General features: G+C 64.2%; 11 protein-coding genes. 8 read left to right on the top strand and 3 right to left on the bottom strand.

All coding sequences use genetic code 11. The features are described 5' to 3' along the window. Positions 1 to 458: 458 nt before the first annotated feature. From ACP7D4_RS27015 to ACP7D4_RS26980, 8 genes are all read left to right on the top strand, one after another. Positions 459 to 1,889: a TolC family protein gene (locus ACP7D4_RS27015; RefSeq protein ID WP_426212428.1), complete on the top strand. Its 1,431-nt coding sequence runs from the start codon at positions 459 to 461 to the stop codon at positions 1,887 to 1,889. A gap of 5 nt (positions 1,890 to 1,894) precedes the next feature. Beyond that, on the top strand, positions 1,895 to 2,869 hold the full coding sequence (locus tag ACP7D4_RS27010; RefSeq protein WP_426212426.1) for an HlyD family secretion protein: 975 nt from the start codon (positions 1,895 to 1,897) through the stop codon (positions 2,867 to 2,869). 11 nt (positions 2,870 to 2,880) lie between these two features. Next, a complete protein-coding gene (locus ACP7D4_RS27005) occupies positions 2,881 to 4,068 on the top strand; it encodes an ABC transporter permease (protein WP_426212424.1) in 1,188 nt (395 codons plus the stop codon). Then, positions 4,065 to 5,207, top strand: a complete 1,143-nt coding sequence (locus ACP7D4_RS27000; RefSeq protein ID WP_426107542.1) for an ABC transporter permease — start codon at positions 4,065 to 4,067, stop codon at positions 5,205 to 5,207. The genes ACP7D4_RS27005 and ACP7D4_RS27000 overlap by 4 nt, the downstream gene beginning before the upstream one ends. Positions 5,208 to 5,647: 440 nt before the next feature. Further along, positions 5,648 to 6,355: a translesion DNA synthesis-associated protein ImuA gene (gene imuA, locus ACP7D4_RS26995; RefSeq protein WP_426107543.1), complete on the top strand. Its 708-nt coding sequence runs from the start codon at positions 5,648 to 5,650 to the stop codon at positions 6,353 to 6,355. After that, positions 6,285 to 7,766 (top strand): Y-family DNA polymerase, encoded by a 1,482-nt coding sequence (locus tag ACP7D4_RS26990; protein WP_426212422.1) that lies wholly within the window; start codon positions 6,285 to 6,287, stop codon positions 7,764 to 7,766. The genes imuA and ACP7D4_RS26990 overlap by 71 nt, the downstream gene beginning before the upstream one ends. Before the next feature lie 23 nt (positions 7,767 to 7,789). Further along, entirely contained in the window at positions 7,790 to 8,779 is a 990-nt protein-coding gene (locus tag ACP7D4_RS26985) for a hypothetical protein (protein WP_426212420.1), read from the top strand. A gap of 12 nt (positions 8,780 to 8,791) precedes the next feature. After that, positions 8,792 to 9,550 carry an alpha/beta hydrolase family protein gene (locus tag ACP7D4_RS26980; protein ID WP_426212418.1) on the top strand — a complete coding sequence of 253 codons (759 nt, stop codon included), beginning with the start codon at positions 8,792 to 8,794 and terminating at the stop codon, positions 9,548 to 9,550. A 272-nt stretch (positions 9,551 to 9,822) separates the two neighbouring features. On the opposite strand, the gene ACP7D4_RS26975 is transcribed toward ACP7D4_RS26980, so the two are convergent. From ACP7D4_RS26975 to ACP7D4_RS26965, 3 genes are all read right to left on the bottom strand, one after another. Beyond that, entirely contained in the window at positions 9,823 to 10,146 is a 324-nt protein-coding gene (locus ACP7D4_RS26975) for a hypothetical protein (RefSeq protein WP_426212416.1), read from the bottom strand. A gap of 62 nt (positions 10,147 to 10,208) precedes the next feature. Then, entirely contained in the window at positions 10,209 to 10,472 is a 264-nt protein-coding gene (locus tag ACP7D4_RS26970; RefSeq protein WP_426107548.1) for a hypothetical protein, read from the bottom strand. A gap of 56 nt (positions 10,473 to 10,528) precedes the next feature. Next, a complete protein-coding gene (locus ACP7D4_RS26965) occupies positions 10,529 to 10,879 on the bottom strand; it encodes a hypothetical protein (protein WP_426107549.1) in 351 nt (116 codons plus the stop codon). Between the last annotated feature and the right edge of the window lie 338 nt (positions 10,880 to 11,217).

Raw genomic sequence — 11,217 nt, 5'->3', positions numbered from 1 at the left:
TGACCTCGTTTCGTATGATTCACACCCTCGGGCGAGGGACGAGGTCACATTCTGAATCATCCAGCCGGATCGATCATCAGCCAGGATCGCACTCCTGCCGCGTAGCGGCTTCGTCCAACTCACATTTTATCAATCACTTACGGCATTCTTGCCCTTTTTTATGCAAAATTCAGGTTAGTAGCTTTCATCGGTATTGGCTGAACTGGCTTGCTGCGTTTGTGCAAGGCAATGTATAGTACATATTGATTTAATAGCATCAAGCCTGGTGGGCCTGCGGTCCAGCGCACCTTTCAGTAGAGCAGCCGGCAATCACTCGCGCTGCTGTCTACATTGCTTCGCAGAGACGTACAACGTCCCCTTCGATTGCAGCAAAGCCCGGAGCTTTACCTCGGCTGCTGACCGAACTATTTAATATCGCAACATGCGCGCCACGTGCGAGTGGTCAAATCGGAGCATCCATGAACAAATTACGCGGGCACGCGCTCACCTTGTTGGCGACAATGCTCCTTTCGGCTGGCGCCCGGGCGGGCGACGCCAGCGCGCAGGGCGCCAGCGCAGTCGACTACGCCCAAGCGCTGCACCAGCTGCGGCAAGTGTCGGGCGCAGTCAACGGGGCCGACCTCGACTGGCAAGCCAAAAAACAGCAGGCCAGCGCCTTGCGCGGGATTGCCGGCCCCGACCTGCGCGTGTCCGGTTTTCTGGGTCGCGTTTCGGCTACGCTGAGCGTGGACACCAGCAGCATCGCGCAGCGCGCCAATCCGCTGCTCGACAGCCTGCCGCCTTTGCCCGGCCTGAACCTGCCGGACATACCGAATGCGATCAGCGCCAATCGCATTGTCGACCTGCGTTCGCTGGGACTGACCTCCGTGTGGCCGCTGTACACCGGCGGGCGCCTGCAGGCGGTGCAGGATATCGCAGCCGGCCGCGCGGCCGAAGCCGGCGCCAGCGTGCAGGCGGCCGAGGACGACACGGCTGCCATCCTGGCCCAGCGCTACTTTACGGTGCAGCTGGCGCGCGAAGCGTGGCGCCTGCGCGCCGCGGCCGTTGACGCGATCAAGGATCACCAGCTGGTGGCGGTAAAAATGGAGCGCTCCGGCCTGATCGCCAAGATCGACCGCCTGAAGGCCGACGTGGCGGTGGACAACGCCGCGCGCGAAGCAGCCAAGTCCCGCAGCGACCTGGAGATCGCGCAGCTCGCTTTAAGTCGCCTGCTCGGCGCGCGCGTCACCGTGCATCCGGTCACGCCGCTCTTCGTGCACAGCGCGCCGGTCGGTTCGCTCGCCTCGTTCGTGGAAGCGGCAATGAGCTCGAACGTCGCCTGGAAGCAGATCGACAGCAAGCGCGCCCAGGCTGCGGGGGCCGTCGCATTGCAGGGCAGCGAATTTAGCCCGACCGTGATCGCGCTTGCCAACTACAACCTGAACCGCGGCGACAGCGTGGCCCGCGCCAACTGGCTGGTGGGCATGTCGGTCAGCGTCCCGCTGGTCGAGCGCATCGACCGCGCCCGCATGGGCGCGGCGGCCAGGCTGGAAAAGCAGCGCGTCGAAGTGATGGCGGACCAGGCCGCGCGCGACATTCCCACGCTGGCCGAAAGCCAGTGGCGTGCCATGGAAGACGCGCGCCTGCGCTACTTGTCGATGGCTTCGGCAATCGCGCTGGCGCAGGAAAGCTTGCGCCTGTCGCAGGTGGCCTTCAAGAATGGACAGGCCACTTCCATCGACGTGGCCGACGCCTCGCTGGGCTACACCAAGTCGCGCCTGGAACGCGCGCAGGCCGCCTACGACTACGTGCTGGCGCTGGCCAGGCTGCTGGGCACCACCGGCCAGCCGGGCAAGCTGCTTGACTATTCCCGGACCGCGAGCAACATCGTCGAACTCACGAAAGATTGAATACCATGGCTTCCTTCCGCAAGCGCATCCTTCCCGCCCTGATCGGCGTCCTTATTCTGGCCTTCCTGGCGTGGGGCTTGTACAAGGCCTTCCAGACCACGCCTGATCCGGTCCAGGGGCAGATCGAGGCGCAGGAGGTGAACGTCTCGTCCAAGGTGCCGGGGCGGGTCGGCAAGGTCCATGTGCAGCTGGGCCAGGTGGTCAAGGCGGGCGAGCTGTTGTTCGAACTTGACAGCCCCGAAGTTCTGGCCAAGGTGGCGCAGGCGAACGCGGTGCAGGACGTGGCGCGCGCCACCAACCAGAAGGCGCAGGCCGGCGCGCGGCCCGAAGAAGTCACGGCCGCCCGTTTCAACTGGGAGCGCGCGGGCACCGGCGCCAGGATCGCGAAACTGACCTACCAGCGCGCGCAGGCGATGTTTGCCGAAGGCGTGCTGGCCCAGCAAAAGCGCGACGAGGCCGAGGCGCAGTGGCGCGCCGCCGAGCAGCTGGCGCAGGCCGCGCGCGCCCAGTACGAGATGGCGATGCACGGCGCCCGCCCCGAAGACAAGCTGGCGACCGAAGCGCAGACGCGCCAGGCCGCCGGCGTGGTGGCCGAGTCCACCGCCGCGCTGAACGAAACCCATATCAAGGCGCCGGCCGCCGGCGAAGTGAGCAAGCTGGCGATCCAGGCGGGCGAACTGGCCCCGCAAGGTTTTCCGGTCGTCACGCTGGTGGACCTGAACGATGTGTGGGCCGTGGTCTCGGTGCGCGAGGACGAATTCAAGCCGTTCGAGAAAGCCTCGCTGCACACGGGCTTTGTGCCCGCGTTAAATGTAAAAGCGCAGTTCAAGTCGACCTTCGTGTCGGCCCTGCCGGCCTTTGCCACGTGGCGCGCCGCGCGTCCCGGCGGCACCGACCTGCGCACCTTTGAAGTCAGGCTGCGCCCCACCGCGCCGGTTCCCGGCTTGCGGCCGGGGATGACGGTCGTGTTCGAACATTGAGCCAGGCAATCATGGCCAGGCACGCCGTCGCACGGCCGTTTCGCGCATCCGTTGCGCGCGAGTGGACGCGCCTGCGCGCCGATCCGTGGGACCTGGCGATGCTGACCGCGATCCCGCTCGCGCTCTACCTGCTGACCTGGTGGATCCTGTCGGCCGGCGTGGCGCGCGACTTGCCGCTGGTGGTCTATGACCTGGACCACTCGGCCATGTCGCGCAGCCTGGTGCGCATGCTGGACCAGTCGCCCGGGCTGAAGGTGGTGCTGGCCGCCAGCGGCGAGAGCGAGGCGATGCGCCTGATCCGCGAGCGCGGCGCCTACGGCGTGGTATCGATTCCGGCCGGCCTGCAGGCCGATGTGTCGCTCGGGCGCGCCGTCAAGCTGCAGTGGGCTTATAACGCGCAATTTCCCTCCTATACCGGCAGCATGACGCGCGACGTGCGCACCGTGGTGGCCACGCTGTCGGCCGGGATCGAGCTGCAGGGTCGCGCCAAGCGCGGCATGGCGCTGCAGCAGGCGAGGGCGCAGTTCGAGCCGATCCGCACCCGCACCGCGACCCTGTTCAATGACAGCGGCAGCTACGAGATGGCGCTGGCGCTGCCGGTGGTATTTAGCCTGCTGCATATATTCGTGACGTTGGGCGCGGTCACGGCGGTCGGACGCGAACTGCGCGCCGGGTCGGTGCCCGCTTGGCTGGCGGCCGCCGACGGCAAGCTCGCTCCTGCCATCCTGGGCAAGCTGGCGATTGCCTTCGCCGCCTTTGTGCTGCAGGCGATGCTGGTGGCGATCCTGTTTGGCGCCGTGCGCGGCTGGCCGGTGATGGGCAGCGCCGTGGCCATTATCGCCGGCACGCTGCTGCTGATCACCGCCTACCTGGCGATGGGCCTGTTTTTCGTGGCGTTCGCACCGTCGCTGCGCACCGCCTTGTCGGTGTGCGCCTTTGTGACGGCGCCCGCGTTTGCGTTCACCGGCCAGGGCTTTCCCAGCATGTCGATGCCGTTTGCCGCGCGCCTGTGGGCAGAGGCGCTGCCGCTGTCCCATTTCACCCACCTGTTGAACAATACCTGGCTGGCCGGCGCACCGCTGCGCTACAGCATGGGCCAGTTGGGCGTGCTGCTGCTGTTCACGCTCGGCTTTGGCGCTCTTGGTTACTTGCGCCTTGCCAGGCGCGTGCAGCAGCCCGAGAGCTGGGGGCAGACATGAGCGCGCTGCAGGAGAGCTGGTCGGCGTTTTGCATCACCTGGACATCACTGTTGCGGGACAAGGCGGCCTTGCTGCTGTTCTTCATTTCAGGGATTGTGTATTCGTTCTTTTATCCGCTTCCTTACAATACCGAGACGGTGCAGGGCGTGCCGATTGCCGTCGTCGACCAGGACAATTCAGCCTTGTCGCGCCAGTTGATCCGCTATGCCGACGCCCATCCGGGCATCACCGTGGTGGCGGTCAGCCCCGGGGCGCAAGCGGCGCAGGCGCTGCTATGGCAGGGAGACGCGGCCGGCGCACTGATCATCCCGCGCGACTTCAGCGGCAAGGTGCTCGCCGGCCAGCAGCCGGAAGTGGAGGTGGCCGGCCATGGCGCCTACCCGATGCTCAACAAGGTGGCCTTGAACGCGCTCGCCGAAGTGGTCGGCACGCTGTCGGCCGGCATAGAAATCAAGCGCCTGGGTGCCGGCGCGCCGACGGCCGCGCAGGTGGAGTCGCAACGCCAGCCCTTGGCAACTGAATCGCTGCCGATGTTTAACGTGGCCGAGGGCTATGCGTCGTACATCGTGCCCGGCGTGGTGGTGCTGGTGATGCAGCAGACCTTCCTGCTGGGGATCGGGCTGCTGTTTGGTACCTGGTCCGATGCCAGGACCTTTCCGTACAAGGGGGGCAGTGCATCCTACTTCGGCGCGCTCAATGCCTTTGCGCTGGTGGTCATTCTCAATGCGCTGTATTTTTTCGGTTTCGTGTTCTGGTGGCAGGGTTATCCGCGCGGGGGGAACTGGCTTGGCGCGGCGGTGCTCACGCTCGCTTTTGCCTACTGCGTGGCCGCGCTGGGCATGTATCTTGGCCTGTTTTTCCGCACCCGCGAGCGCAGCGTGCAACTGCTGATCGCCACCTCGATGCCGATCGTCTTCCTGTCGGGCCTGGCGTGGCCGTCCAGCGCCTTGCCCGAGGCGCTGCAAGCCTTGCGCTGGCTGCTTCCATCGACGGCCGGGATCCAGGGGTTGATCGCGACCAACCAGATGGGCGCGTCGCTGCAGGAGGTGCGCGTGGAGCTGGCGGCATTGCTGGCGCTGGCCGCACTGTTTGTTGGCCTGGGCCTGCGCAAGTGGCTTGGCCGTGAGCTCGCCCGTTGAACTGCTAGTCGGTTTTTTTCGCGCGCCGCAGCCAGACCACGCAGGCTATGCCAAAGGGCCAGGATACAAACAGCGCGGTTTCCCACCGGGTGAATGCCTGGTATTCGCTGAAAGAATGGGCCTGCTTCATTTTTCCGCAAAAGTGCCCATCGCCGCATGCCTTCCAGGGGGCGTCGGGAAAGGTGGCAAAGCCATAAACAAATATGGTCAGGCACCAGCCGATGACGACATACGCAATCGTTCTTTTTGTAATCATATTTTTGTAATCATATTTTTGTAATCATATTTTCCCACGTTATGAATGGCGCTACCATCGTTCACCAAGAGACCGGGTGGCCGACATCTCCTCGCTAAAATTTCACCTGTTACACGTTTGACCTTGCAAAAACCCGGCTCAGATAGTACTGTACATCTATACAGTACTTTCCAAATTGACCACCATGAGCCGTCCTGATTCTATCCCCTCGCCGGAGAGTTTGCATCCCTCCCTTTGGCGCGCGTCGCAACTGGCGCACAGCCATGCACGCTGCATCGACACCGGCCATCCCACGCTGTCGTCCCAGTTGCCGGGCGGCGGCTGGCCCACCGGCACCCTGATCGACCTGCTGCCCCAGCAATGCGGGATTGGCGAGTTGCGCCTGCTGCGTCCAGCCCTGCTAAAAGTGGCGCAGCGCCGCATCGTGCTGCTGCAGCCGCCGCACGCGCCGCAGGCACTGGCGCTGGCCGCCATGGGCCTGGCGCCGTCGCAACTGATCTGGATTCGCAGCAGCCGCAGCGCCGACGCGTTGTGGGCCGCCGAACAGGTGCTGCGCAGCGGCAGTTGCGGCGCGCTGCTGTTCTGGCAAAGCCACGCGCGCGGCGAAACGCTGCGCCGCCTGCACCTGGCCGCGCAAAGCGCCGAAACACTGTTCTTCATGCTGCGCCCGCTGGCCGCGGCCCAGGATTCGTCGCCTGCGCCGCTGCGCCTGTCGCTGCGTCCGGCCGCCGGCGGCCTTGACATCGGCTTCATCAAGCGCCGGGGACCGCAGCGCGACGCGCCGCTGTTCCTGCCACTCACTCCTTCTTTACTGCAGCGCCATGCGCCTCTGGATCGCTCTCCATCTGCCCCAGCTCCCGCTCGAAGTGTTCAGCCCGAACTGGTCATCTGACAACGGCAGCGTGGTGCTCGAGCAGGAGCGCGTGCTGGCGCTGTCCCCGGCCGCGCGCGCCGCCGGCGTGCTGCCGGGCATGCGCCGCGGCGGCGTGCTGATGCTTCACCCCGAGGCCCGCCTGCACGAGCGCACGCTGGAGCGCGAGGCGCAAGCGCTGCACGACGTTGCCATGGCGCTGTTGCAGTACACGCCGCTAGTGGCCCAGGCCGAAGAATCCACGCTGCTGATGGATATCGGTGCCAGCCTGTCCCTGTTCGGCGGCATCCGCGCGCTGTGCCGGCGCATCCGCGCCAATTTGCGCGCGCTCGGCTTTTCGTGCGCGCTCGGTTGCGCGCCCACTGCGCGCGGCGCCTGGTTGCTGGCGCGCGCCAGCGCCGGGCGGGTGCTGGGCATGGCTTCGCTGTCCAGGCGCCTGGACCATCTGCCCAGCGCCTTGCCCCCGCCCGGACGCGCCTTTGGCGCCTGGTTCGATGGCATCGGCTGCTTTACGCTGGGCGACATGCGGCGCCTGCCGCGCCCGGGCTTGCAGCGCCGCTGCGGCCGGCCCTTGCTCGACCTGCTCGACGCCGCTTACGGCAAGACGCCCGAACTGTTCGACTGGATCGAGGCGCCCACCACTTTCAGCGCCAAGCTCGAATTGTTCGACCGCGTCGAGAACGCTGAGGCGCTCTTGTTCGGCGCGCACCGCCTGCTGCTGCAAATGACGGGCTGGTTGTGCGCGCACCAGTTCGCCGTCGAACGCATCGTGCTGCAGCTCGAGCACGAACGGGGCAAGGTGGCGCGCGCGCCCACCATCATCGAAATCGCGCTGGCCGAGCCGACCTGGCGCGACGAACACTTGGTGCGTCTGCTCAAGGAGCGCCTGTCCAAGGTGGAGCTGGTGGCGCACGTGATTGGCCTCACGCTCGAAGCGCCGCAAGTGCAGCCAATGGCGCCGCCCAGCGATTCGCTGTTTCCCGAGCCCGGCGGTAGCGACGAAGACCAGCAGCGCATGCTCGAACTGCTGGTCGCGCGGCTGGGCCCCGAGAACGTGCTGCAGGCCGCGCCCCAGGCTGACTACCGACCGGAGCTGGCCAATCTGTGGGTGCCGGTGCAAAAGAAAATCCGCAACGCGCAGATGCAGGCGCAGATGCCGCCCGATGTGCTCAGCCTGCCGCGCCCGGCCTGGCTGCTGGCCAAGCCGATCGCGCTCTTGATGCGCAACCACCGCCCGTTTTATGGCTCGCCACTGCGCATGGCGTCCAACCCGGAGCGCATCGAAGCGGGCTGGTGGAACCAGTCGCAAACGCGCGACTACTTCATTGCCGAGGGACTCGACCATGCGCATTACTGGGTGTATCGGGAGCGCATGGTGGGCGCGGCCGGCGAGGCCGAACCGCGCTGGTTTTTGCATGGCATGTTTGGGTGAGCGGCGATCACTGCTGTGTCATGATGCCAAACACAACCATCATCCCGCTCGCCATGGACCATTCGCCATTTTATTTTTTAGACCTGTACGACCTGCTCATGAGCTACGAAGGCACGCAAACCTACGCCGACGTGCTTGCTCCCTGGGCAGAAGCCAACAGCGAAGCGCGCGACTGGCTGCAAGCCTTTGCTGCCCGCACCGGCAGCCCGGTCCCGCAAGCCGACACCGAGGATCTCTGGGACTTGTATCGCTTGAGCGTGGTGGGCGATATTTTGCTCAACGGCTTGCCGGCTCACGCGGTGTCCAAAAACGCCTGGAAGTCCCCGCCGTTATCGCTGCGCCAATTTCAGCAGTTTTTCGAGTCGCTTGGCATGACCGGCTCGTGCCCGGCAAGCTATACGCCCTTTCAGCACGAAATTGTGGCCGTGACCAGCAGCGAAGATCCCGATGCGCCACCGACGGTACTGGCCTGCGCGTGGCCTTGCCTGATGCTGGGACCGATGGTGTTCTTGCGCGCCGGGACGCGCGTGTCCGCCGGCAAGAATGTGCTGGCGCCCGGTATCGCCGATCGGAGCACCATTTACTGGACCCATTGCCGCAGAAACCGTCCGGCGCTCGACCTGTCGAGCGGCTGGGGCAGTAATTCGCGCTGGCGCACGGCGTTTCGGCGCGACTACCAGTTCGACAACTTACTTTACTTTAATGTGGACGGCAGCCTGGACTTGTCTGACGCCCAAAGCCTGCCACGTAGGCAGGATAAATGGACCCGGGCCCAAGCCATCGAGTTGCTGGTCAACCACCATTTCATCACGTCGCCACTCGCGCACGACGACTTGTTTCCTTACGATTACTCGCTGCGCACGCACGCGCAGTCGCTCACCGCACTGTACGCGCCGGGACCGTCGACACCACCAGAACCGCCAATGCCGCCAATGCCGCCAAAGCCGTCGCAGCCGCCGCAACCGAAGGAGTCCGCATTGTTGCGGTTCCTGATGCAACTCAATCTTCGATAATCAAGGGCACGCATGCAAAGCGAACGCAAGGATTTCCCCAGCGCAGACGGACAGAACTTGTCCGCGCGGCTTGACGCACCCGACGGCCCCGTAACGGCGTACGCGTTGTTTGCCCACTGCTTCACTTGCACCAAGGATGTGTTCGCCGCCAGCCGTATTGCGCAAGGCCTGGCGCAGCAGGGCATTGCCGTGCTGCGCTTCGATTTCACAGGCCTGGGCGCGAGCGAAGGGGAGTTCGCCAACACCAATTTTTCATCCAATGTGCAAGACCTGGTCGCTGCCGCCAACTTCATGCGCGAGACCATGCAGGCGCCCAGGCTGATCATCGGGCACAGCCTGGGAGGAGCAGCCGTGCTGGCGGCCGCCGCCGAGATCGCTGAACTGAAAGCAGTGGTCACGATCGGCGCGCCAAGCGACCCTTCGCACGTGACTAAACTATTTGGTGCGCAGCTTGATGCGATCAATGCCAATGGCGAAGCATCGGTGCAACTGGCGGGACGCGCGTTTACGATCAAGCGCCAGTTCTTGCTCGACGCGGCAGAGCAGAATGTGGATGAAAAAACGGCGCACCTGCAGCGCGCACTAATGGTGATGCATTCGCCGCAAGACCGCACGGTCGACATCAGCAATGCGCTGCATATTTTTACTGCAGCCAAGCATCCGAAAACGTTCGTGTCGCTCGACGATGCGGACCATTTGCTCAAGCGTAAAGAGGATGCGCAGTGGGTCGCGCAAATCATCGGCGCCTGGTGCGCGCGTTATGTTCAATAGATGACGGCTCGCTAATCGCGCTGCGGGCGCTGGCACGTGCCGCGCCGTGCACGCTATGGGTTTTTCATGCAGCGACGGCGGACCCGCCAGGCTATTGTGAGGGCTGCGAGCGGCCGTTGAGCGAACGGGCCTGTCCATGATCGCGGGACATCCCAGCACAGTCTGGCCCTTGGCGCCTCCGGATCGCCCGCGCAATGTGTCGCCGCCAATCCCGACTGTTGCCAAGTGCGACGCAACATGCAGTTGTGCAGGCCGGGCAAAGACGCCTGCGTTTACATCTGGATACCGCTCGCGTCATGGCTGCCACGCCGCCGGCCGGTGGGGCTAAGCACCCGCTGCATCACGGCGTCTGCAATCGCATGCTTGCTCAGGTATTCGGTCGCTGCCGACGTGCCCAGCATGGCATTGAGCACAATGCCCACTTCTACCCGTTGCGAGGTCAGCGTGTCGGGGCGGCCGATGGTCCGTAGTGGCAGCGGCACATCGCGCGCCTCTTCCACCAATCCCGGCACGGCAGCGGGAACCAGGTGACAGGCAGGCTGTTTGGTTTCAACAATCACGGAAGTGATATCAATTGGTTGGATTAAATTGCTCATGTGCACATATTGCACGTAAAACACAGCTATTCCGTGCGGCAGGCCGCATAAGCCACCAAAAATTACAAATGGCTGGCGTCATCGCTGGCCCGGCGCCGCCCGCCGCTGCTCAATACGCGGCGAGTCACCTTGGCGTCGACCGCCTGCCGCGACAGATACGCGGCCGCAGCCTGCTCGCCGAGCATCTGGCTGAGCACCAGCCCGACCTGGATGCGCTGCGCCGTCAGGCTGTCCGGACGGCCCACCTGCACTGGCGGGACGATGAGGATGGCGCTTGCTCCGGCAAGGGCCTTGGCATTGCTAACGGAGGAGATCAGCTTGCTCATGTCCCTATATTGCCCAGCTCGCTTCTAGCAAACTGTGCGTCATCCAACACAAGCTCTCAATCTTCGTCGAATTCTTCGGCCAGATTTTTCCAGCCCTTGAGTTTGGCGAGGGCGGAAAATTCTTCGGGGGCTTCGAGCACGATCAGCTTGCGGTCTTGCAGACCCGGATCGCTGTGCGAAAAATTGGGGCCGACGTAGCCGAGCGCGCGCAAGCGATCGATAATGTTGCCGACGAGGACCTTGTCCTTGTACAGCCCACCTTCGACCGGGGCGGCGAAGTCCACGTACACGTCAATAATTCCATAGCCCTCGTCGAAAATGCGAATTGCTTTTACGTCGTGGGCATGGCCGCTGCTGTCACTTGCCTTGAAGGGGCCGCTCAGCTGGATGTCGGTATCGGTAGTCATGGGCGCAGCATATCACCAACGGCGCCAGACGGTATGGTACGCCTTGTGTTGGGCGCGGTACTTGCGGGGGGGGCAGAACCAATCCACCCAAGTTAAGACATTTCAGCAGTTTTTCTGAGTCATCTACTTCTGTGGTTTTACGCCGGGCTTCATAGGCTTCGAACGATTTTCTCGATGTCGATAGGTCTTCCCGGCAATTAGCCCGAGCAGGCCGCGCAGCGTGACTGTTCAGCGCCTATGCAGTGGGCTGGATAGGATTACCGGCGAAGGCGCGTTGCAGCACCTCCAGCATGCCGTGGCCCTGCTTTCGCAGCGTATCGAGGCAGGAGCGAATGACG

Source organism: Massilia sp. TWP1-3-3 (assembly GCF_049897805.1).
Classification (GTDB): Bacteria; Pseudomonadota; Gammaproteobacteria; order Burkholderiales; family Burkholderiaceae_D; genus Telluria_A.
The sequence above is the reverse complement of the archived record's forward strand: the minus strand, read 5'-3'. Positions and strand labels throughout refer to the sequence as shown.

Bases quoted from the DNA above. Each gene is read 5' to 3' on its own strand.
- ACP7D4_RS27015 (WP_426212428.1), top strand. From the start codon at position 459: ATGAACAAATTACGCGGGCACGCGCTCACCTTGTTGGCGACAATGCTC.
- ACP7D4_RS27010 (WP_426212426.1), top strand. From the start codon at position 1,895: ATGGCTTCCTTCCGCAAGCGCATCCTTCCCGCCCTGATCGGCGTCCTT.
- ACP7D4_RS27005 (WP_426212424.1), top strand. From the start codon at position 2,881: ATGGCCAGGCACGCCGTCGCACGGCCGTTTCGCGCATCCGTTGCGCGC.
- ACP7D4_RS27000 (WP_426107542.1), top strand. From the start codon at position 4,065: ATGAGCGCGCTGCAGGAGAGCTGGTCGGCGTTTTGCATCACCTGGACA.
- imuA (WP_426107543.1), top strand. From the start codon at position 5,648: ATGAGCCGTCCTGATTCTATCCCCTCGCCGGAGAGTTTGCATCCCTCC.
- ACP7D4_RS26990 (WP_426212422.1), top strand. From the start codon at position 6,285: ATGCGCCTCTGGATCGCTCTCCATCTGCCCCAGCTCCCGCTCGAAGTG.
- ACP7D4_RS26985 (WP_426212420.1), top strand. From the start codon at position 7,790: ATGCCAAACACAACCATCATCCCGCTCGCCATGGACCATTCGCCATTT.
- ACP7D4_RS26980 (WP_426212418.1), top strand. From the start codon at position 8,792: ATGCAAAGCGAACGCAAGGATTTCCCCAGCGCAGACGGACAGAACTTG.
- ACP7D4_RS26975 (WP_426212416.1), bottom strand. From the start codon at position 10,146: ATGAGCAATTTAATCCAACCAATTGATATCACTTCCGTGATTGTTGAA.
- ACP7D4_RS26970 (WP_426107548.1), bottom strand. From the start codon at position 10,472: ATGAGCAAGCTGATCTCCTCCGTTAGCAATGCCAAGGCCCTTGCCGGA.
- ACP7D4_RS26965 (WP_426107549.1), bottom strand. From the start codon at position 10,879: ATGACTACCGATACCGACATCCAGCTGAGCGGCCCCTTCAAGGCAAGT.